This is a genomic window from Rhizobium sp. PP-F2F-G48 (assembly GCF_004342335.1).
Classification (GTDB): Bacteria; Pseudomonadota; Alphaproteobacteria; order Rhizobiales; family Rhizobiaceae; genus Ferranicluibacter.
The window spans coordinates 35,324-54,962 of the sequence record NZ_SLVH01000013.1 but is presented as its reverse complement, the minus strand read 5'-3'; the positions used below and the strand labels follow the sequence as shown (position 1 = coordinate 54,962).

Genomic DNA, 19,639 nt, shown 5'->3' with positions numbered 1-19,639 from the left:
ACACCGTTATCATCGCCAGAGGCAGGGCGCAGAGGCTCGCCAGAAGCAGCAACCGGCGGCCGAGGGTCTTCAGCCGCACCTCAGCCCGCACGTCGCGCCGCACGTCTGCCGCGTCCGTTCTCGTCATCGAACAGCGAGGCGAGCTGCTCGGTCATCGCGCCGGCCAGTTCGTCGGCATCCACGATGGTCACGGCGCGGCGATAGTAGCGCGTCACGTCGTGGCCGATGCCGATCGCCAGCAGTTCGACCGGCGACCGCGTCTCGATCTGCTCGATCACGGCCCGCAGGTGCCGCTCCAGATAATTGCCCGGATTGACCGACAGCGTCGAATCATCGACCGGCGCGCCGTCCGAGATCATCATCAGGATGCGCCGCTGCTCGGGCCGCGCCAGAAGGCGGTTGTGCGCCCAGATCAACGCTTCCCCGTCGATATTCTCCTTCAGGAGACCTTCGCGCATCATCAGGCCGAGATTGCGCCGCGCCCGGCGCCAAGGTGCGTCGGCCGACTTGTAGATGATGTGGCGCAGGTCGTTGAGACGGCCCGGCGACTGCGGCTTGCCGCTGGCGAGCCATTTTTCGCGCGCCAGACCGCCCTTCCAGGCCTTCGTCGTGAAGCCGAGAATCTCGACCTTCACGCCACACCGCTCCAGCGTGCGCGCCAGAATATCGGCGCAGGTCGCGGCCACCGTGATCGGCCGGCCGCGCATGGAGCCGGAATTGTCGATCAGCAGCGTCACCACCGTGTCGCGGAAGTTGGTGTCCTTCTCCCGCTTGAAGGACAGCGGCTGCATCGGGTCGATGATGAGGCGCGTCAGACGCGCCGGGTCGAGGTAACCCTCTTCGAGGTCGAACTCCCAGGAGCGGTTCTGCTGCGCCATCAGGCGACGCTGCAGCCGGTTGGCGAGCCGTCCGACGGCGCCCTGCAGGTGCGAGAGCTGCTTGTCGAGGAAGGCGCGCAGCCGGTCGAGTTCCGCCTCGTCGCAGAGTTCTTCCGAGGTGATGGTCTCGTCGAACGCCTCGGTGAAGACGGCATAATCCACCTTCTCGTTGAAGTCGTCGAACGGGCTATTCGGCCGCTTGACCTCGCCGGGCGTCTCGCTGTCCTCGTCGCCGTCATCCGACATTTCCTCGTCGGAAATCTCGGCGCCGTCCATCTCGCCGTCGTCCATCTGCTCTTCGGCAGACTCGTTTTCCTCCGACGGCGCGGCATCGGAGCCGGCATCCTCTTCGGAGGTCGATTCGTCCTGTTCCTGGCTGCGCGGCTGGTCCTCGTCCGTCTGCGTTTCCTGGTCGTCCGGCTCGGCGTCCTCGTCGGTATATTTTTCGGCCACGTCCATGGAGGCGAGCATGTTGCGCACGACGCGGGCAAAGGCCTGCTGGTCGTTGACGGCGCCCGAGAGATTTTCCATTTCCCGGCCGGCCTTCTCCTCGATGAAGGCGCGCCAGAGATCGAGCACCTTGCCGGCCGATTCCGGCGGCTTGCGCCCGGTCAGCCGCTCGCGCACGATCAGCGCCACGGCCTCCTCGATCGGCGCATCGGCCTGCCGCTCGATGGCGCCGAAATTGGCGCGGGCATATTTCTCGTCCAGCATGGAGGTGATGTTCTCGGCCACGCCGTCCATGCGGATCGCGCCGATCGCCTCGCAGCGCGCCTGCTCCACGGCATCGAAGATGACGCGGGCATCCGCCCCCTGCGGCGACATCGTCGCGTGGATGCGATTGTCATGGCACGCCTTGCGCAGCGCCATGCTGTCGCCGATGCCGCGCGTCACCGACAGTTCCTGCCGCGTCGGGCGGCGGGAAATGTCCGGCAGGCGCATGCGGTCGCCGGTGAGGCCGGGCCGCTCGTTGGCAAACACGACCTCGATCTCCGAATCGCCGGCGATCGAGCGGATGCAGCCGGTCAGCGCGCGGCGGAACGGTTCGACATCCACCTGGACGCCGGGTTTCGGTCTCGTATTGTCGCCGCGCCCTGCCATGCGATCAGGCCGTCGCTTCGAGGACGATGTTGGCGGCGCTTTCCTTCAGCTCGACGCCGAAGGCGCGCTGGTAATGCTCGGCCACCAGCGCCCGCTCCAGCTCGTCGCACTTGTTGAGGAAGGTCACGCGGAAGGCAAAGGCGATATCGCCGAAGATATGCGCGTTCTCGGCCCAGGTGATCACGGTGCGCGGGCTCATGACGGTCGACAGGTCGCCGTTGATGAAGGCGGCGCGGGTGAGATCGGCGACGCGCACCATCTTCGACACCGTGTCGCGGCCGCGCTTCGCGGTGAAGCCCTTGACCTTGGCCGCGACGATATCGACCTCGTTGTCGTGCGGCAGATAGTTGAGCGTGGTGACGATCGACCAACGGTCCATCTGCGCCTGGTTGATCTGCTGCGTGCCGTGATAGAGGCCGGTCGTATCGCCGAGGCCGACCGTGTTCGCGGTCGCAAACAGGCGGAAGGCGGGGTGCGGCCTGATGACGCGGCTCTGGTCGAGAAGGGTCAGGCGGCCGGAGGATTCGAGCACGCGCTGGATGACGAACATCACGTCCGGACGGCCGGCGTCATATTCGTCGAACACCAGCGCGACATTGTGCTGGTAGGCCCAGGGCAGGATGCCGTCCTTGAATTCGGTGATCTGCATGCCGTCCTTGACGACGATCGCGTCCTTGCCGACGAGGTCGATACGGCTGACATGGCTGTCGAGGTTGACGCGCACGCAGGGCCAGTTCAGCCGCGCGGCCACCTGTTCGATATGGGTGGACTTGCCCGTGCCGTGATAGCCCGACACCATGACGCGGCGGTTGTGCGCAAAGCCGGCCAGGATCGCAAGCGTGGTTTCGCGGTCGAAGAGATAGTCGGGATCGCTGTCCGGCACGTAGGCATCGGCCTTGGAATAGGCCGGCACGCGCAGGTCGCTGTCGATGCCGAAGACCTCGCGGACGGATACGGTCGTATCGGGAAGATTGGAAATATCGAGGTCTACCTTGCTCATCATGTCTCCGCTCATTAAGTCACCGGGGCCGCGCTTCGCGCCAGGCCTCATATCGCATTGCAGTGTGACGGGGTTCTTCCTAGCAGAAGCCTGCCTGTTTTAACAATTGGTAGGCCTGAACGACCTCGCGAAAACGGTCTTCCGATCCCCGGTCTCCGCCATTGGCGTCGGGATGGTGTTTTTTCACGAGATCCTTATAGGCGGTCTTGATGTCCGTGGACGTCGCCGTCGCCGTCAGGCCGAGCGTGTCGAACGCCTTGGTTTCCAGCGTCTTCAGCTTGCGCTGGCGCGGCTCGGGCTGCGGCCGGCGGGCCCGCGCCTCGTGCAGGAAGCCGAACGGGTCGCTCATCCGCGCCTTGGCGCCCGCCGAGCCCGACCGCGTCTGTCCCTGCTCCGGCGCGTTTTTCGCACTGCGGTTGACGCCGAGCGTCCAGGTCGGCCGGTGCCCCGTCAGCGCTTCCTTCTGGTAGCGCGCGATCTCGTTGTCCGAGAGGCCGGAAAAGTAGTTGTAGCCCTTGTTGTATTCCTTCACGTGCTCGAAGCAGAACATGAAATACTGGTTCTCCGCATTGCGGCCGACCGGGGCGCGATGCCCGCCATTCTCCTCGCAGCCGTCCCACTGGCACGTCGGCGCCACGGGCTCCGGTTTCCGGGTGGTCCCGCGTCGCTTCGTCCGGATGGTATCGAAGTATTTTGAGTCGAGTTTCATGGCACACATTATGGTGTGATGGAGGGGCCACAACAAGAATTGACAAATGCGAATGTTGCAGGCTTTTTGAGGGTGATTTGCCGGTTGCGCAAGGTGTCGCGCAGGCGAATGCGGGACAGCGTTCGGCGCAGAGCCGGACCGCCGGACGCAGCGCCCATCGCAAGCCGGAAAAACAGGGCGAACCATGTCGTTAGAGCAGCGCATCACATCCAGGCTCACCGAGGCGTTCGCGCCCTCGCGGCTTGCCGTCATCAACGAAAGCCACCTGCATGCGGGCCATCACGCCGATTTCAACGGCACCGGCGAGACCCATATGCGCGTGCGCATCGTGGCGGACGCCTTTGCCGGCATGTCGCGCATCGCCCGCCACCGCGCCATCAACGATCTCCTGAAGCCGGAACTCGATGCCGGCCTGCACGCGCTCGCGGTCGAGCCCGCGGCGCCCGGCGAGGAGACGCGCTGGTAGCACAGGCCTAACGTCAAGCCTCAGGCCTTGGGCGCATCCTCGGCGGGGCGGATGCGCAGCTTGGTGATCCGGTTCTTGACGCGCTTCATCACGATGAAGCGCTTGCCGTAGAAGGTGAAGGCCTGCCGCTCGTCCGGGATCGTGCGGGACTCGTGGATGACGAGACCGGCGATGGTCGTCGCCTCGCCGTCGGGCAGCGACCAGTCGAGCGCGCGGTTGAGATCGCGGATCGGCACGCCGCCATCCACCACGATCGAGCCGTCCGCCTGCTGGTGGACGCCGCGGATGTCGAGATCGTGCTCATCGGCGATATCCCCGACGATCTCCTCCAGAATGTCCTCCAGCGTCACCAGCCCGCGCACCTCGCCATATTCGTCGACGACGATGGCGAAATGGCTCTTGCGCCGCAGGAAGGCGCTGAGCTGGCTGGCAAGATCCGTCGCATCGGGCACGTACCACGGTTTCTGCGCGATTTTGACGATGTCGACCGTATCGGGCCGGATATCGGGCTCGGCCAGCGCCCGCAGCAGGTCCTTGGCGTGGAGAACGCCGATGATGTTGTCGGCCGATCCGCGCCAGACCGGCATGCGCGTGAAGGGGCTTTCCAGCACGGCCTTGACGTTGACCTCCGGCGGGTCGTCGGCGTTCAGCGCCCGCATCGCCATGCGGTGCACCATGATGTCGGAAACCTCGAGCTCGTCCAGATCGAGCACGCCGCTGACGCGGTCGCGGTCGGCCTTGACGACGGCACCCTCCCGGTGAAGGAAATCCACGGCCCCGCGCAGTTCCTCATGCGCCGTCAGCATCGGCGCCTCGCGCGACAGCTTGAAGCCGAAGGCCTGCATGATCGCCCGCACGGTCGCATTCACGAGGCTCGACAGCGGCCCGACGATGGCGACGACCACCCGAACCGGCCGTGCGACGGCAACGGCGAAGCGCTCCGGCGCGGCATTGGCCCAGCTGCGCGGCAGCACCTCGGCAAACACCACGAGCAGGATGGTCATGGCCATCGTCGCATAGGCGACACCGGGCGCGCCGGAGAGCGAGAGAAACAGTCCGGTGGCGACCGCGGTTGCGAGAACGCGCACGAGGTTGCTGGCAAACAACAGCGCCCCGATGGCCCGGTCGCGCCGCTCGATCAGCCGATCAACCACGCCGGCGCGCGCTTCGCCCTGGACATCCAGCGTATGCAGCCGCGTGCGCGACACCGCGGTCAGCGCCGTTTCCGAGCCGGACAGAAAGGCCGCCAGCACGATCATCAGCAGAATCGCCAGAACGGCCGGACCGTGCGCGACCAGAAGAGCGGTCAGCGCCTCCATCGTCATGCCGCGCGGTCGGGGTGGTTTTCGGCAAGGAACGACAGGACGGCCGAGGCGGGCACGTCGTCGGCGACGAAGGCCTCGCCGAGCCCGCGCGTCAGGATGAAGGTCAGCTTGCCGCCCTTCACCTTCTTGTCCTGGGCGATGGCCTCCATCAGCACCTCCGCCGGCGGCAGCTGGCCGGGGATCTCGCGCATTTGCGTCGGCAGGCCGACGGTGCGCAGATGCGCCTCCACCCGGGCTGCGACGTCGGGGCTTGCAAGGTTCATGCGGGCCGAGAAGGCATGCGCCAGCACCATGCCGATCGCCACCCCCTCGCCATGCACCAGCCGGGTGCCGTCATAGGCGGTGGCGGCTTCGAGCGCATGGCCGAACGTGTGGCCGAGATTGAGAAGTGCGCGACGGCCGTTCTCGCGCTCGTCGGCCACCACCACATCCGCCTTTGCCTGGCAGCTGAGGGCAATCGCCTCGATCCGGGCATCGCCGCCGGCAAAGACCGCCTGCCAGTTGGCCTCCAGCCAGGCGAAGAAGTCCGGCTTGTCGATCAGCCCGTATTTCGCCACCTCGGCATAGCCGGCCCGGAACTCACGCTTCGACAGGGTGTCGAGCACGTCGGTATCGGCAAGCACGAGATCCGGCTGGTGGAAGACGCCGATGAGGTTCTTACCGTGCGGCGAATTGATGCCGGTCTTGCCGCCGACGGAACTGTCCACCTGGGCGAGAAGCGAGGTCGGGATCTGGATGAAGCGCGAGCCGCGCCGCGCAATGCCGGCGGCAAAGCCGGTGAGATCGCCGATGACGCCGCCGCCGAGCGCGATGACCGCGTCGTTGCGCTCGATACGGGCGCCGAGAATCGTCTCGCAGACGGGCATGAGATGCTCGAAGCTCTTGGTCTTCTCGCCGGCCGGCAGAATGGCGGACACCGCCTCGATCCCCGCCGCCGCCAGACCGTCCATCAGCGGCTGCAGATAGAGCGGCGCGACGTTCTCGTCCGTCACCACGGCCATCCGCCGGCCGGTGAGCCGGGCTGCGATATTGGCTGCGGCTGAGCCGATCAGGCCGGGACCGATGAGGATGTCGTAGGCCCGATCGCCGAGCGGGACATGGATCTTGCGCACGGTCGGGGTTTCGCTCATCGCTCGGCTCACTCTCGCTTCTGTCTGTCGGTTCTCGGCCCAGGAAGACCTATTTCTTCGGAGGAAGCCCGGCAATGGCCTCCAGGACCTCTTCGACGATCCGTTCCTTCTTCACGTCGCGCGAGAGCACGCTGGCATCGGCCTCGGCATAGATCGGATAGCGGTCGATCATCAGCTTTTCGAGCGTGCCTCTCGGGTCGTCGGTCTTCAGCAGCGGCCGCGAATCGCGCTTGTTGACCCGCTCCCACAACACGTCGAGGTCGGCATTCAGCCACACGGAAACGCCGCTTTTCTGGATGTGCCGGCGCGTCTGCGGATTGATATAGGCGCCGCCGCCGGTGGAGACGATGCGCGCACCCGACTGCAGCAGCCGCTTGATCACCCGCGTTTCCAGCGCCCGGAACTCCGCTTCGCCATAGGCTGCGAACAGTTCGGCGATCGTCATGCGCGAGACGCGCTCGATTTCGTGGTCGGAATCGACGAAGGGCAGCGACAGCGCCTGCGCGGTCAGCCGCCCGATGGCGGACTTGCCCGCCCCCATCAGACCCACGAAGACGAGGTTGCGCCGGCCGAGCGCGGCTCTCGCCCGCTTGACCAGCGCTTCCGAAACCGGCTCGACCACGTCGCTCATCACCGCAAGACTTTCCCCATTTCCCTGTTCTATCGACAAAACCGGGGGAAGCGTCAAGTCGCGGCCGGGTGCGCAACGGCTTTCCTATCCCGGCCCGACCGATCATCGCAAACGCGGCCCGGCTTGCGATCACGCGGAGGCGGCGCCATATAGAGCGACGCCTCGGAGACGTTCATGCCCACCCTCGTCCGGTTTCTCATCATCTGCCTGATCATCGCGGGCGCCGTCTACGCAACCATGCTGGCCCTCGTCACCTTCGTCGATCCGGCCGAGCGCGACGTGACGATCCGCATCCCGCCCGAAAGGCTGGACACCGAGCGTCTGAACACCGAGCGCCTGGATACCGAACGTCTGGCCCCGCGCTGATGGATCTGTCCGCCGCCCATCTCGAATCCTTTCTGGAAATGATGAGCGTCGAGCGTGGCGCGGCCGAAAACACGCTCACCTCCTACCAGCGCGATCTCGAGGACATCCTGTCGTTCCTCAAAGCCCGCGGCGTGACGGCGGCAGAGGCCGGTCCGGACGAATTCCGCGCCTATTTCGCCGATTTCGCCGCGCAGGGCTTCAAGGCCTCCTCGCAGGCCCGCCGGCTCTCGGCGCTGCGCCAGTTCTACAAGTTCCTTTATGCCGAGGGCATCCGCGCCGACGACCCGACCGGCGTGCTGGATGCGCCGAAGAAGGGCCGGCCGCTGCCCAAGACCATGAGCGTGGACGATGTGACGCGGCTGATCGGCCAGGCCGAGGCGGAAGCGCGCGCCGAACCGCGGCTCGACCGCCTGCGCATGGCCGCGCTGATCGAGCTTCTCTATGCGACCGGCATGCGCGTCAGCGAACTCGTCTCCCTGCCGGCTTCCGTGCTCGCCCGCGACGGCCGTTTCCTCATCGTGCGCGGCAAGGGCAACAAGGAGCGCATGGTGCCCCTGTCGCGCAGCGCCATTGCGGCCATGCAGCGCTACGGCACGGCCATGCAGGCGGAGACGGCAGCCAGAGGCGGCGAGGCGAAAGGGGGGGAGGCGAAAGGGGGGGAGGACAGCCCGTGGCTGTTTCCCTCCAGCTCCGAATCCGGCTATCTGCCGCGGCAGGTCTTTGCGCGCGACCTGAAGGGCCTTGCCGGCCGGGCCGGCGTCCGCGTCGCCTCGATTTCGCCGCATGTGCTGCGGCATGCTTTTGCCAGCCACCTTCTCGCCAATGGCGCCGACCTTCGCGCCGTGCAGGAACTGCTCGGCCATTCGGACATTTCGACCACGCAGATCTACACCCACGTGCTGGAGGAAAGGCTGCACGATCTTGTGCAAAACCATCACCCTCTTGCCAAACAGGCCAAAAAACAGGATTAGGACGCTCGCCTCCCGTTCCGGAATGCCACGGGAGACCCGCGTCGAAACGATCGGAACCGCATCTCATGCATCACTATCTCGATTTCGAAAAGCCGATCTCGGACCTCGAAGGCAAGATTCACGAGCTGAAGAAGATCGCCGGCGAGGACGAGAGCATCGACACGAGCGACGAGGTCGAACGGCTTGAGGTCCGTGCCCGCGAGGCGACCGTCGAGATCTATTCCAAGCTGACGCCCTGGCAGAAGACGCAGGTCGCGCGCCATCCGCAGCGCCCGCACTTCCAGGAATATGCCGCCGGTCTCTTCACCGATTTCACGCCGCTGGCCGGCGACCGCAAATTTGCCGAAGACGCCGCCATCCAGGCGGGCCTTGCCCGCTTCCGCGGCATGCCCGTGGCCGTCATCGGCCAGGAAAAGGGTAACGACACCAAATCCCGCATCAAGCACAATTTCGGCAGCGCCCGGCCGGAAGGCTATCGCAAGGCGATCCGCGTCATGGAAATGGCCGACCGCTTCGGCCTGCCGCTGATCACGCTGATCGACACCGCCGGTGCCTATCCCGGCATCGGCGCGGAAGAGCGCGGCCAGGCGGAAGCCATCGCGCGCTCCACCGAAATGTGCCTCAACCTCAAGGTGCCGATCATCTCCGTCGTGCTCGGCGAAGGCGGCTCCGGCGGCGCCATCGCGATTGCCACCGGCAACCGCGTCTACATGCTGGAACACGCGATCTACTCCGTCATCTCGCCGGAAGGCGCGGCCTCCATCCTCTGGCGCGACTCCACCCGCGCCAAGGAAGCCGCAACCAACATGAAGATCACGGCCGAGGACCTCAAAGCCTTCGGCATCATCGACGGCATCATCGAGGAGCCGGTCGGCGGCGCGCACCGCGATGCCGATCTGGTCATCGACCGCACCGGCGGCATCATCGCCGACGCGCTGAAGGACCTGTCGAGCCGCAAGGGCGAGGATCTGCGCAAGGATCGCCGCGAGAAATATCTGAGCATTGGCCGCTCGCTCTAGGCTCGAACTGCCTGGGGCGAAAGCGGAGGCGGTGGAAGCCCGCCCCTTTTCGGCCAGGATTGTCGGGCCTTGATCGTCGGGTCTGTGGTCGCACAACGCTGCCGGCAACCGCCGTCACCGCTGCGGTTAACAATTTGTGAAGCATAAAACCGTATTGATTCTGGCAGACTCCGCCGCTAGGGAAGAGTCGCGTCCGACTTTCATTCCGATGGGCTCCTGCCGATGCGTCTGACACATATTCTCGCCGCCGCCGTCATGGGCCTGTTTCTGGCAGGTTGCACCACGGAAGAAGTGGTCGATAGCGTCGATGTCGACCTGAAGAAGGTCACCAGCAAGACCAATTACGAGCTGTCCGGCAAGATCGTGCAGAAGATGCAGGCGATGAGCATGGCGAAGACCTCGCCGATCATGCTGCGCATCTTCAAGGAGGAAGGCGCGCTCGAGGTCTGGAAGGCCAATACGTCCAACCGTTTCGAGAAGCTGCGCGAGTACAAGATCTGCGCCTGGTCCGGCAAGCTCGGCCCGAAGGTCAAGGAAGGCGACCGGCAGGCGCCCGAGGGCTATTATCCCCTCGCCCCCGGCCAGCTGAATCCGAATTCCAGCTATTATCTCGCCATCAATACCGGTTTCCCCAACCAGTTCGACCGCGCCAATGGCCGCTTCGGCACCAATCTGATGATCCACGGCGCCTGCTCGTCGTCCGGCTGCTATTCGATGACCGACGAGCAGATGCAGGAAATCTTCGCGCTCGCCCGCGACGCCTTCAAGGGCGGCCAATCGACCATCCAGTTGCAGGCCCTGCCCTTCCGCATGACGGCCGAAAACATGGCGCGGCACCGCACCAGCCCGCATTACGAGTTCTGGAAGAACCTGAAGGAAGGGTACGACCAGTTCGAAATCACCAAGCGGCCGCCGGAATTTGCGATCTGCGACCGGAAATACGTCTTCAACAAGAGCGTTGCCGGCAAGATGAACCCGACGGGTCAGTGCCCCGCGCTCTCGACGCCGCCCTCGATGGAAATGGCGCTGGCGAGCTACAACAAGAAATACGATACCAACTACGACAAGGCCCTGAAGAAGCTCGACGGTCTCGTCTGGTACGAGCCGAGCGAAGCCGAGCGCAAGGCGGTGGTCGCCAAGCAGCGCGCCGGCCGCGAGCTGGCCTATGCCCCGACGGGGACCTCGCTCGACGCCGGCAAGCTGATGAAGGTCGCCGACCTCGAAAAGCGGGAAGCCCATATCGCCGAGCTCGAAGAGGCCAAGAAGGCGATCGAGATCCAGACCGCAGCGCTTGAAAAGAGCACCCGCAACGGCAAGAACGTGCCGATTCCGCAGGAAAACCCGCTGCCGCGCCCGGTCGCCCAGATCGAAACGGCATCGCCCGCACCCGGCCAGGGCGGTTTCTGGGGCAAGCTGTTCAAGAAGCCGTCACCGGTCGGCCCGGCCGACCCCGCCGCCGGTCCGCTCCTCGGCGAACCGCAGACGGCCAGCGCCGACACGACGGGCCAAAGCGCAATGGGCCGAAGCGCAGGGGGGGCCCAAAGCGCAGGGGGCCAAAGCACGTCATCAGGGCAGGTCGCATCCATCAAGTCCGGTCGCGAGACCACGGCCGGCGTTCCCGTCAGCGTGGAAACCCGCAAGGTCAGCGTCAAGCCCGGCCATAAGGGCGACCAGCCGACCGCCGTCGGTTCGGCCGCGCCCGTCGATCAGACGACCGGCGCGCAGGGCGCCGCCGCAGGCGTTCAGGATGGTCAGGGCGCAGGCGAGATGCCGGTGCCGCAGGCGCTGGCCGAGCAACAGCCCGAAGGCAAGAAGAAGCCGTTCTGGAAGCTGTGGTAGAGGCCGGATCCGGCCGATGACATCGGATGAACGCCCGACATCGCCCGATCGCGACCTCGAGGAACCGGCGCTTCATCTCGACCTTAAGGGCCTGAAATGCCCCCTTCCCGTCATCCGCACCCGCAAGCGGATGGCGTCGCTCGGCCCCGGCGCGCGCGTGCTGGTGGAAACGACAGACCCCCTCGCCGTCATCGACATCCCGCATTTTTGCAACGAGGACGGTCACCGCCTCGAACGTCAGACCGCGACGGAGCGCGGCCACAGCTTCCTCATCCGGAAAGGTTCTGCCTGAGGGCCAAGCCGCCCGCGGGCGAAAAAGCCGTTACATCCGCAGACCGGGCACCGCCAGCGGATTGTCGGACAGCGCCTGCCTGTCCGGCCGGTCGATCGCGGGCTTGCCGGTGAAGGCATCGAAGAGATCGCGCACGAAGCTTTCCTCCAGCCCCTTGGTGATCAGCACCATCCGCGTGCGGCGATCATGAGGGTCCGGCCAGGCGGCCAGCCGCTCCGGCGGGTGAAAGATCTGCTGGACGCCGTGCAGCACCAGCGGCCGCTCCGGCCGCTCTGCCGTGCAGACGATCGCCTTCATGCGCAACAGCTTCTCGCCATGCGCCGAGCGGATGAGATCCACGAACATATCGAGCGCCATCGCCGAGATCGGCCGGTCGTGCACGATGCTGAACGAGCGGATATCGTCGCCATGCCGGTTGGCGTCATGGTGATGGTGGTGCGCATGCCCCTGATGATCATGGTGGTGATGATCATGGTCGTGATGAGTGTGATCATGGTGATCGTGCCCATGATGAGTATGAGCGTGATCTCGATGCGCCTCGTCCTGCAGCCAGCGGCCGACATCGGCGATCTTGGTCGCGGGATCGTAGAGCCCGCAGGCAAAGAGCGCGGCCCGGCCGGTGTCCGGCAGATCGCCATCGATGACCGGCGCACGCGGATTGAGGTCGGCAAGCCGCGCCCGCAGCGCCGCAACGCCTGCGGGAGAGCCGAGCGTCGCCTTGGTCAGCACCAGCCGATCGGCCACCGCCACCTGCTTCACCGCCTCGACATGATGGTCGAGCGTCGACAGGCCGTTGACGGCATCCACCACGGTCACCACGCCATCGAGCCGGTAACTCTGCTGCAGCGTCGGATGTCCCATCACCGACTGCATGACGGGCGCGGGGTCGGCAAGGCCGGTGGTTTCGATGACGACGCGCTTCAGCGGCCGGATCTTGCCCGTCTGCATCCGGTCCATCAGGTCGGCGAGCGTATCCACCAGTTCGCCGCGCACCGTGCAGCAGAGGCACCCGTCGGCAAGCTCGATCACGCCGTCGCCCGAGGCCTCCACCAGCAGATGATCGAGCGACACGTCGCCGAACTCGTTGATGATCACGGCGGTGTCGGCGAGATCGGGATCCTTCAGCAGCCGATTGAGAAGCGTCGTCTTGCCGGCACCGAGAAAGCCGGTGAGGATCGAGACCGGCACCGGATCGAAACGGGTGATCATGTCGTTCGCTTTCGAGGGCACGCCCGCAAGACAGGTGCGTGCGGAGAGGAAATGTTTAGAACACGGGCCGCGGTACGGGCACCGGCACGTTGGCGACATCGCCCTGTGCGCTGTCCGGCTGCCCGTCGGCATCTGCCGCTTTCGCGCCCTGGCCCGGGATCAGCTGCGCCGACACGAAGTTGAGCGGCCGGTTGATCTCGTGGATGAAGGGCGACAACAGCTTCTGGCGTCCCGCCTCGTCGCGACCTTCGCTGCGCACCTTGGCGGCCTGCGCCGAGCAGATCTGCTTGGAGATGTCGGCCGTCACGTCGCGGGCGTCGCCATAGGGCGCGATCTGTCCGAGACCCGGCTTGCCGGCGGCGCTCGAGGTCAGCGCCATCTGCATGAGGCGGGCCGACTCGTCCGCCCGTCCGCCGAGGCTGTCGGCCCCGAGCACGACGGAAACGACGCTGCGGCCGTTGCGGGTGGCCGAAGACACCTGGTTGAAGCCCGAGGCACAGATGAAGCCCGTCTTCATGCCGTCCGCGCCGTCGAAACGGCCGATCAGCATATTGTAGTTCGGATAGCTCTTCTTGCCCGTCGAGAAACCCTCATAGGCGAAATAGGCCGCATATTCGGGGAATTCGCGCTTGATGGTGATGGCGAGCACCGCGAGGTCCCGCGCCGTCGTGTACTGTCCGGGCTCGGGAAGGCCGTTCGGATTGACAAAGTTCGACGAGGTCATGCCGATCCGCTTCGCCTCGGAATTCATCATGGCGACGAAGCCGGGCTCGGAGCCGCCGACCGCCTCGCCGATCGCGACCGCGATGTCGTTGGCCGATTTGATCAGCATCATCTTCAGCGCGCTGTCGAGCGTCATCGACGCGCCGGGCTTCAGATACATCTTGCTCGGCTGTTCGGAGGCCGCATGCTTCGACATCACCACCGGCGTGTCCAGCGTCATGCGCCCGGCCTTCAGGGCCCGAAAGGTCGTGTAGGCGGTCATCAGCTTGGTCAGCGACGCCGGATACCAGCGCTGGAAGATGTCCTCCTGCTCGTAGACCTTCAGCGTCGCCACATCCACCACCAGCTTGGGATTGGCCAGGGCCGGCGCCGCGGCGGTCAGCGCCAGCGTGCCGGCAATGGCTGCGGCCGCGAGCCTCAGCCCCGCCGACGTTCCGCTTCCCACCTTGGAACCGGACATGCGAATCTTCATAGTCACCACAGTTCAACCTCGAAATTTTCGGGCATTGCCTCGTGTCGAGGCGCTATTTAACCTATATGGCAGGGGCAAGGCAAAGACCTTTGCCGCGAGATCGCCCGGCAATCGCCAGGGCGACCCCATGGCGACCGGGTGCTGCCACCACGACCGACAGGATAGACCATGCCGATTCTCAACCGTGCTGCCGAACTCCAGGACGAAGTCACAGCGTGGCGCCGCCATATTCACACCCGGCCCGAACTTCTGTTCGCGGTGGAAAATACGGCATCCTTCGTGGAAAACAAACTGCGCGACTTCGGCGTTGACGAGATCGTGACCGGCATCGGCCGCACCGGCGTCGTCGGGCTCATCCGCGGGCGGCTGGGTGACGGCACCACCATCGGCCTGCGCGCCGACATGGACGCCCTGCCGATGACGGAGACGACCGGCAAGCCCTATGCCTCCACCACCCCCGGCAAGATGCACGCCTGCGGCCATGACGGCCACACGGCCATGCTGCTCGGCGCGGCCAAGTATCTGGCGGAAACCCGCAACTTCAAGGGCGCGGTCGCCGTCATCTTCCAGCCGGCCGAAGAGGGCGGCGGCGGCGGCAACGAGATGGTGAAGGACGGCATGATGGAGCGCTTCGGCATCTCCGAGGTCTACGGCCTGCACAACATGCCCGGCATGCCGCTCGGCCATTTCGCCTCCCGCGTCGGCCCCATCATGGCCTCGACCGACGAATTCTCGATCACCCTCGAAGGCCGCGGCGGCCATGCGGCCCAGCCGCACAGGACCATCGACCCGATCGTGCTCGGCGCCCAGATCGTCACGGCCTTGCAGACCATCGCCTCGCGCACCGCCGATCCGCTGTCGGCCGTGGTCGTGTCCGTCACCAAGTTCAATGCGGGCTTCGCCCACAACGTCATCCCGGAACAGGCGCTGCTGGCCGGCACCGTGCGCACGCTGATGGCGGAAAACCGGGATATGGCCGAGCGCCGCATCAACGAGATCTGCACGCATCTGGCGGCCGCCTATGGCGCGACGGCCCGCGTCCGCTACGCCCGCAACTATCCCGTCACGGTCAATCACGCGACCGAAACCGGCCATGTGCTGCAGGCCGCAAGCGATGTCGCCGGTGCCGCGCAGGTGGTGGGCGACGTCGATCCGATGATGGGCGGCGAGGATTTCTCCTACATGCTGCTTGCCCGTCCCGGCGCCTTCGTCTTCATGGGCAATGGCGACAGCGCCGGCCTGCACAATCCCGGCTACGACTTCAACGACGAGGCCATTCCCCACGGCATCTCCTACTGGGTGCGCCTTGCCGAAAGCCGCCTGGGCGCCTGATGAGCGGCATCGACAAGATCGACCGGAAAATCCTCAGCATTCTCCAGGCCGACGGGCGGATCACCAATCTGGAATTGTCCGAGCGAGTCGGCCTGTCGCCGACCGCCACCAGCGAGCGCATGCGCCGGCTGTTGAAGGAGGGTTACGTCTCCGGCTTCGGCGCGCGGCTCGACCCGCAACGGCTCGGCTTCGGCCTGCTCGTCTTCATCGAGGTCATGCTGGACAAGACGACGCCGGAGGTCTTCGACACCTTCGCCGACGCCATCCGCAAGGCGCCCTCCGTCATCGAGTGCCACATGGTGGCCGGCGGCTTCGACTATCTCGTCAAGACCCGCTTCGAGGACATGAGCGCCTATCGCAATTTCCTCGGCCAGTTTCTCTGGACGCTTCAGGGCGTCAAGGAAACCCGCACCTATGCCGTCATGGAGGAAATCAAGAATGACGGCCCCCTGCCGCTGCTTTAGCGGCCTTTGCGGCGCTTTCTGAGCAACTGCACCATACCCGCACAAGTTTCATACGCATATGTATCAGGCTTAACTAATAGTGTGGGCCCTCATGCGGTCCAGCCAGAGGGTCGCAACGATGATCGAACCTGAAAGGGCAGACGTTTCCGAGACGCGCGCCACGCCGCGTGCCATGCGTGCCGTTACCGAGCGGATCGGCAACGACCTGGAAAGCTTCCGTCGCGAGAATGACGACATCGTCCGGCATATCCGCCTGCTCGGCATCAATGCCAGCATCGAGGCGGCCCGCGCCGGGGATATCGGCAAGGGCTTTGCCGTGGTCGCAAGCGAGGTGCAGCGGCTGGCCGGCGTTTCCGCCACGATCGCCGCCAAGTTCCAGCAGGAGGTTCTGGAGCGCGTCAACCTCGGACGCTCCCTGTCGGACGCGCTCGTGAACGAAATGGAGGGCGTGCGCCTGGTCGATCTGGCCCAGACCCTCGTTCAGCTCATCGTACGCAACCTGTTCGAGCGGACGGCCGACGTCCGCTGGTGGGCGACGGATACCGCGCTCTGGGAGGCGCTGGAAGATCCCGATCGCGCCCGGCAGGCCTTCGCCGCCAAGCGCCTGGGCGTCATCAACCGGTTCTACACCGTCTATCTCGACCTCGTGATGGTGGACACGACCGGCCGGGCGATCGCCTCCGCCAATCCGAGCTTTCAGAAGTCGATCATCGGCCAGAATCTTTCCGGCGAACCCTGGGTCGCCGCCGCCATGAAGACGGGCTCGGGCGACGACTATATCGTCGATGTCGTCAAGCCGAGCCGGCTGCACGGCAATGCCGATGCGCTGGTCTACGCCACGGGCATCCGCCAGGGCGGTGTCTCCACGGCGCCGCTGGTGGGCGCACTCGGCGTCTATTTCGACTGGGCGAACCAGGGCCAGTCGATCGTCGACAAGGAGGCCAATATCGCGCCTGCGGACATCGAGCGCACCACCGTGCTGCTGCTCGACGGAAAGGGCATGGTGATCGCCGCCTCGCGCCCCACGCTCGTCTATACCAGTTTCGCATTGACCCCGCCCGAGGGCATGAAGCGCGGCAGCTACTATATGAGCGACGGAACGCTGGTCGCCTTCGCGCCCACGCTCGGCTATGAGGATTATGACGGCCTCGGCTGGTGCGGCGTCGTCATCCAGCGCCCCGAACGCGAGGCCGACATCCGCGAGCGCCTCTCCCTCTGACGCCGCGAAAAAGGGGCCGCCGCTAACGGCCGCCCCCTTTCCTGCTGTACCGTAATGACGACGATCAGATCGTCGCGGCGTCGATCAGATCGTCGCGGCGTCGATCAGATCGTCGCGGCGTCGATGACGAAGCGGTAGCGCACGTCGCTCTTCAGCACGCGCTCATAGGCCTCGTTGACCTGATCCATACGGATCAGCTCGATCTCGGAAACGATGTTATGCTCGCCGCAGAAGTCGAGCATTTCCTGCGTTTCCTTGATCGACCCGATCATGGAGCCGGCAATGCTGCGGCGGGCGGGCACCAGCGAGAACGCGTGGACCGGCACCGCATTTTCCGGAATGCCGAGCAGAACGAGCGCACCATCGACCTTCAGCAGGCCGAGATAGGCATTCCAGTCGATTTCGGCCGAAACCGTGCAGAGGATCAGGTCGAACGTGCCCGCCAGGGTCTTGAACGTCTCGGCATCGCTGGTCGCGTAGTAATGCGTCGCGCCGAGCTTCAGGCCGTCTTCCTTCTTGGAAAGCGACTGGCTGAGCACGGTGACTTCGGCACCGAGCGCCGCACCGATCTTCACGCCCATATGGCCGAGCCCGCCCATGCCGACGACGGCGACCTTCTTGCCGGGGCCGGCCTTCCAGTGCTTCAGCGGCGAGTAGAGCGTGATGCCGGCGCAGAGCAGCGGCGCGGTGGCCGCGAAATCCAGGTTGTCCGGAATGGACAGCGCATAGCCTGCCTTGACGACGATGCTGTCGGAATAGCCGCCATAGGTCGGCGTCGTGCCATCGGCCTCGACGTCGTTATAGGTCTGGACGAGACCCGGCATGTAATGTTCGAGGTCGAGATCGCGCGTGGCGCAGGTGGTGCAGGAATTGACGAAGCAGCCGACGCCGGCCTTGTCGCCGACCTTGAACGTGGTCACGCCCGAGCCGACGGCAGACACGATGCCGACGATCTCATGGCCGGGAACCATGGGATACTTCGCATTGCCCCATTCGTTGCGGACCTGGTGGATGTCGGAATGGCAGATGCCGGAATATTTGATGTCGATGACGATATCGTCTTCGTTGGGTGCACGACGCTCGAAGGTGAAGGGTTCGAGCGGCTTCGACGCGTCGGTCGCCGCATATCCTTTTGCGAAAGCCATGGGTGGTTCCTTCTGTCTGCAAATCTGAAACCGGACGAGACATCGCCGGCGCGCGCACTATGCAATTTGCGAGTGACCGAGGCATGCGCCATTCCTGCAAATTTCTTGCACGATCCTGCAAATGACCTTTCGAGGCTTTGCGGCGGCCCGATCATCCGCCTATCTCGGGACGATCGTCGCGAAGGCAGAGGCAACGAGGCGGATCCGTGCGGCGCTCGTGGGCGAAAGCCTCATTTCCCACGTTGAAGCCATCGCCGCTTTCACGCTAGATACCGTTGTCCTGCCGTGCCTGCTTCAGGAGAGGCTTACACTATGTTCGATCCATCCGCCGCCCGCCGCGAGCCTTTCGTCGAGATCATTGCCCGTTTCGCCAGAGAGGACGGCGACCACGCCACGCCCGTTCCGGGCCTGACGCTGCATCGGCGTTCCGAGCAGGCCGTTCCCTCCTGCGGCGCCTACCGTCCGAGCTTCGCGCTCATCGCCCAGGGCGCGAAGGAGGTCACGCTCGGCCACGAGACCTATCTCTACGGCGGCTCCGACTATCTGCTGACCTCCTTCGACCTGCCGGTGACGAGCCAGATCGTCCAGGCATCGCCCGAAAAACCCTATCTCAGCATGATCTTCGAGATCGACGTCGCCAAGATCCCGCCGCTTCTTGCTCTGCTCGACCGCCCGGCCGCAGCAGCGGACGACGCGCGGGACGCAGCCGCGGCATTGTCCGAGGGCACGGCCGCCGAGCAGCGCGGCATGTCGGTCGCCGCGCTGACGAGTGAACTCGAGGACGCAGCGCTCCGCCTGCTCCGGCTTCTCGACCGGCCGGGCGACATCCCCGCTCTGCTGCCGCTGATCGAGCAGGAGCTGATCTTCCGCCTGTTGACCGGCCCGCATGCGGCGCGGCTGCGCCAGATGGCGATGGCGGAAAGCCAATCCAACCAGATCGCGCGGGCCTGTGCCTGGCTGAAGGAGCACTACGCTTTGCCGCTGCGCATCGAGGATCTCGCCCGCCGCGTCAGCATGAGCGTGTCGTCCCTCCACCATCATTTCAAGGCGATCACCGCCATGAGCCCCATGCAGTATCAGAAGCAGCTGCGCCTGCAGGAGGCCCGCCGGCTGATGGTGGAGACCATGCTGGATGCCGGAAGCGCCGGCCATCAGGTGGGTTACGAAAGCCCCTCCCAGTTCAGCCGCGAATATGCCCGCCAGTTCGGCGCGCCGCCTCTGCGCGATGCCGGCCGCACCCGCCGCTCGCTGCTCGACCGGCCAAGCCGAGAGCCGGATAGGCTGAGCCCGGAAATGCTCAGCGAAGGCTGACCTCCTTTTCCCGCTCTCCTGACGGAGACACCACCCC

The 19,639-nt window shown here is 65.4% G+C and carries 19 protein-coding genes; 10 read left to right on the top strand and 9 right to left on the bottom strand.

Going from position 1 to position 19,639, the window contains the following annotated elements:
- Positions 1–80: 80 nt before the first annotated feature.
- The 3 genes from cobT to C8J36_RS22230 form a co-directional block, all read right to left on the bottom strand.
- Complete coding sequence (cobT, locus tag C8J36_RS22240) at positions 81–1,979, bottom strand: cobaltochelatase subunit CobT (protein WP_062595688.1); 1,899 nt, start codon at positions 1,977–1,979, stop codon at positions 81–83.
- Positions 1,980–1,983: 4 nt separating this feature from the next.
- Positions 1,984–2,979, bottom strand: coding sequence for a cobaltochelatase subunit CobS (gene cobS, locus C8J36_RS22235; RefSeq protein WP_062595689.1), 996 nt, complete (start codon positions 2,977–2,979; stop codon positions 1,984–1,986).
- A gap of 79 nt (positions 2,980–3,058) precedes the next feature.
- Positions 3,059–3,697 (bottom strand): J domain-containing protein, encoded by a 639-nt coding sequence (locus C8J36_RS22230; RefSeq protein ID WP_062595690.1) that lies wholly within the window; start codon positions 3,695–3,697, stop codon positions 3,059–3,061.
- Between the two features lie 175 nt (positions 3,698–3,872).
- Between C8J36_RS22230 and C8J36_RS22225 the strand changes: the two genes are divergently transcribed.
- Complete coding sequence (locus C8J36_RS22225) at positions 3,873–4,154, top strand: BolA family protein (protein WP_132537502.1); 282 nt, start codon at positions 3,873–3,875, stop codon at positions 4,152–4,154.
- Between the two features lie 20 nt (positions 4,155–4,174).
- On the opposite strand, the gene C8J36_RS22220 is transcribed toward C8J36_RS22225, so the two are convergent.
- The 3 genes from C8J36_RS22220 to C8J36_RS22210 are packed head-to-tail and all read right to left on the bottom strand — an operon-like array spanning position 4,175 to position 7,240.
- Positions 4,175–5,479: an HlyC/CorC family transporter gene (locus tag C8J36_RS22220; protein WP_132537501.1), complete on the bottom strand. Its 1,305-nt coding sequence runs from the start codon at positions 5,477–5,479 to the stop codon at positions 4,175–4,177.
- The gene (gene aroB / locus C8J36_RS22215) at positions 5,476–6,609 is read right to left on the bottom strand and encodes a 3-dehydroquinate synthase (RefSeq protein ID WP_062595693.1); all 1,134 of its coding nucleotides are present in this window, start codon (positions 6,607–6,609) and stop codon (positions 5,476–5,478) included. The genes C8J36_RS22220 and aroB overlap by 4 nt, the downstream gene beginning before the upstream one ends.
- Positions 6,610–6,658: 49 nt before the next feature.
- On the bottom strand, positions 6,659–7,240 hold the full coding sequence (locus C8J36_RS22210; RefSeq protein WP_132537500.1) for a shikimate kinase: 582 nt from the start codon (positions 7,238–7,240) through the stop codon (positions 6,659–6,661).
- Between the two features lie 174 nt (positions 7,241–7,414).
- Between C8J36_RS22210 and C8J36_RS22205 the strand changes: the two genes are divergently transcribed.
- From C8J36_RS22205 to C8J36_RS22185, 5 genes are all read left to right on the top strand, one after another.
- Positions 7,415–7,606: a hypothetical protein gene (locus C8J36_RS22205; RefSeq protein ID WP_062595985.1), complete on the top strand. Its 192-nt coding sequence runs from the start codon at positions 7,415–7,417 to the stop codon at positions 7,604–7,606.
- Positions 7,603–8,577, top strand: a complete 975-nt coding sequence (locus tag C8J36_RS22200) for a site-specific tyrosine recombinase XerD (protein ID WP_132537554.1) — start codon at positions 7,603–7,605, stop codon at positions 8,575–8,577. Before C8J36_RS22205 ends, C8J36_RS22200 begins: the two co-directional genes overlap by 4 nt.
- Before the next feature lie 65 nt (positions 8,578–8,642).
- Positions 8,643–9,596 (top strand): acetyl-CoA carboxylase carboxyltransferase subunit alpha, encoded by a 954-nt coding sequence (locus tag C8J36_RS22195; RefSeq protein ID WP_062595695.1) that lies wholly within the window; start codon positions 8,643–8,645, stop codon positions 9,594–9,596.
- 222 nt (positions 9,597–9,818) lie between these two features.
- Positions 9,819–11,435 (top strand): murein L,D-transpeptidase family protein, encoded by a 1,617-nt coding sequence (locus C8J36_RS22190; RefSeq protein WP_245506700.1) that lies wholly within the window; start codon positions 9,819–9,821, stop codon positions 11,433–11,435.
- 16 nt (positions 11,436–11,451) lie between these two features.
- The gene (locus C8J36_RS22185; RefSeq protein WP_132537499.1) at positions 11,452–11,727 is read left to right on the top strand and encodes a sulfurtransferase TusA family protein; all 276 of its coding nucleotides are present in this window, start codon (positions 11,452–11,454) and stop codon (positions 11,725–11,727) included.
- Positions 11,728–11,757: 30 nt separating this feature from the next.
- On the opposite strand, the gene C8J36_RS22180 is transcribed toward C8J36_RS22185, so the two are convergent.
- Both C8J36_RS22180 and C8J36_RS22175 read right to left on the bottom strand, forming a co-directional pair.
- Positions 11,758–12,936, bottom strand: a complete 1,179-nt coding sequence (locus tag C8J36_RS22180) for a GTP-binding protein (RefSeq protein WP_132537498.1) — start codon at positions 12,934–12,936, stop codon at positions 11,758–11,760.
- 55 nt (positions 12,937–12,991) lie between these two features.
- A complete protein-coding gene (locus C8J36_RS22175) occupies positions 12,992–14,119 on the bottom strand; it encodes a D-alanyl-D-alanine carboxypeptidase family protein (protein ID WP_062595988.1) in 1,128 nt (375 codons plus the stop codon).
- Between the two features lie 180 nt (positions 14,120–14,299).
- Between C8J36_RS22175 and C8J36_RS22170 the strand changes: the two genes are divergently transcribed.
- The 3 genes from C8J36_RS22170 (at position 14,300) to C8J36_RS25665 (ending at position 17,146) form a co-directional block, all read left to right on the top strand.
- Positions 14,300–15,463 carry a M20 aminoacylase family protein gene (locus tag C8J36_RS22170; protein ID WP_132537497.1) on the top strand — a complete coding sequence of 388 codons (1,164 nt, stop codon included), beginning with the start codon at positions 14,300–14,302 and terminating at the stop codon, positions 15,461–15,463.
- Positions 15,463–15,927, top strand: a complete 465-nt coding sequence (locus tag C8J36_RS22165) for an Lrp/AsnC ligand binding domain-containing protein (protein WP_062595699.1) — start codon at positions 15,463–15,465, stop codon at positions 15,925–15,927. The genes C8J36_RS22170 and C8J36_RS22165 overlap by 1 nt, the downstream gene beginning before the upstream one ends.
- A 118-nt stretch (positions 15,928–16,045) precedes the next feature.
- On the top strand, positions 16,046–17,146 hold the full coding sequence (locus tag C8J36_RS25665) for a methyl-accepting chemotaxis protein (RefSeq protein ID WP_062595700.1): 1,101 nt from the start codon (positions 16,046–16,048) through the stop codon (positions 17,144–17,146).
- A gap of 104 nt (positions 17,147–17,250) precedes the next feature.
- Here the strand turns inward: C8J36_RS25665 and C8J36_RS22155 are convergent, their stop codons facing one another.
- A complete protein-coding gene (locus tag C8J36_RS22155; RefSeq protein ID WP_132537496.1) occupies positions 17,251–18,291 on the bottom strand; it encodes an NAD(P)-dependent alcohol dehydrogenase in 1,041 nt (346 codons plus the stop codon).
- Between the two features lie 312 nt (positions 18,292–18,603).
- Between C8J36_RS22155 and C8J36_RS22150 the strand changes: the two genes are divergently transcribed.
- Entirely contained in the window at positions 18,604–19,602 is a 999-nt protein-coding gene (locus C8J36_RS22150; RefSeq protein ID WP_062595702.1) for an AraC family transcriptional regulator, read from the top strand.
- Positions 19,603–19,639: the final 37 nt, after the last annotated feature.

Excerpts from the sequence above, each read along its gene's own strand:
- cobT (WP_062595688.1), bottom strand. The coding sequence starts at position 1,979 with ATGGCAGGGCGCGGCGACAATACGAGACCGAAACCCGGCGTCCAGGTG.
- C8J36_RS22225 (WP_132537502.1), top strand. The coding sequence starts at position 3,873 with ATGTCGTTAGAGCAGCGCATCACATCCAGGCTCACCGAGGCGTTCGCG.
- C8J36_RS22210 (WP_132537500.1), bottom strand. The coding sequence starts at position 7,240 with ATGAGCGACGTGGTCGAGCCGGTTTCGGAAGCGCTGGTCAAGCGGGCG.
- C8J36_RS22165 (WP_062595699.1), top strand. The coding sequence starts at position 15,463 with ATGAGCGGCATCGACAAGATCGACCGGAAAATCCTCAGCATTCTCCAG.
- C8J36_RS22185 (WP_132537499.1), top strand. The coding sequence starts at position 11,452 with ATGACATCGGATGAACGCCCGACATCGCCCGATCGCGACCTCGAGGAA.
- C8J36_RS22230 (WP_062595690.1), bottom strand. The coding sequence starts at position 3,697 with ATGTGTGCCATGAAACTCGACTCAAAATACTTCGATACCATCCGGACG.
- C8J36_RS22170 (WP_132537497.1), top strand. The coding sequence starts at position 14,300 with ATGCCGATTCTCAACCGTGCTGCCGAACTCCAGGACGAAGTCACAGCG.
- C8J36_RS22190 (WP_245506700.1), top strand. The coding sequence starts at position 9,819 with ATGCGTCTGACACATATTCTCGCCGCCGCCGTCATGGGCCTGTTTCTG.
- cobS (WP_062595689.1), bottom strand. The coding sequence starts at position 2,979 with ATGAGCAAGGTAGACCTCGATATTTCCAATCTTCCCGATACGACCGTA.
- C8J36_RS25665 (WP_062595700.1), top strand. The coding sequence starts at position 16,046 with ATGATCGAACCTGAAAGGGCAGACGTTTCCGAGACGCGCGCCACGCCG.
- C8J36_RS22175 (WP_062595988.1), bottom strand. The coding sequence starts at position 14,119 with ATGTCCGGTTCCAAGGTGGGAAGCGGAACGTCGGCGGGGCTGAGGCTC.
- C8J36_RS22180 (WP_132537498.1), bottom strand. The coding sequence starts at position 12,936 with ATGATCACCCGTTTCGATCCGGTGCCGGTCTCGATCCTCACCGGCTTT.
- C8J36_RS22220 (WP_132537501.1), bottom strand. The coding sequence starts at position 5,479 with ATGACGATGGAGGCGCTGACCGCTCTTCTGGTCGCGCACGGTCCGGCC.
- aroB (WP_062595693.1), bottom strand. The coding sequence starts at position 6,609 with ATGAGCGAAACCCCGACCGTGCGCAAGATCCATGTCCCGCTCGGCGAT.
- C8J36_RS22150 (WP_062595702.1), top strand. The coding sequence starts at position 18,604 with ATGTTCGATCCATCCGCCGCCCGCCGCGAGCCTTTCGTCGAGATCATT.
- C8J36_RS22155 (WP_132537496.1), bottom strand. The coding sequence starts at position 18,291 with ATGGCTTTCGCAAAAGGATATGCGGCGACCGACGCGTCGAAGCCGCTC.
- C8J36_RS22195 (WP_062595695.1), top strand. The coding sequence starts at position 8,643 with ATGCATCACTATCTCGATTTCGAAAAGCCGATCTCGGACCTCGAAGGC.
- C8J36_RS22205 (WP_062595985.1), top strand. The coding sequence starts at position 7,415 with ATGCCCACCCTCGTCCGGTTTCTCATCATCTGCCTGATCATCGCGGGC.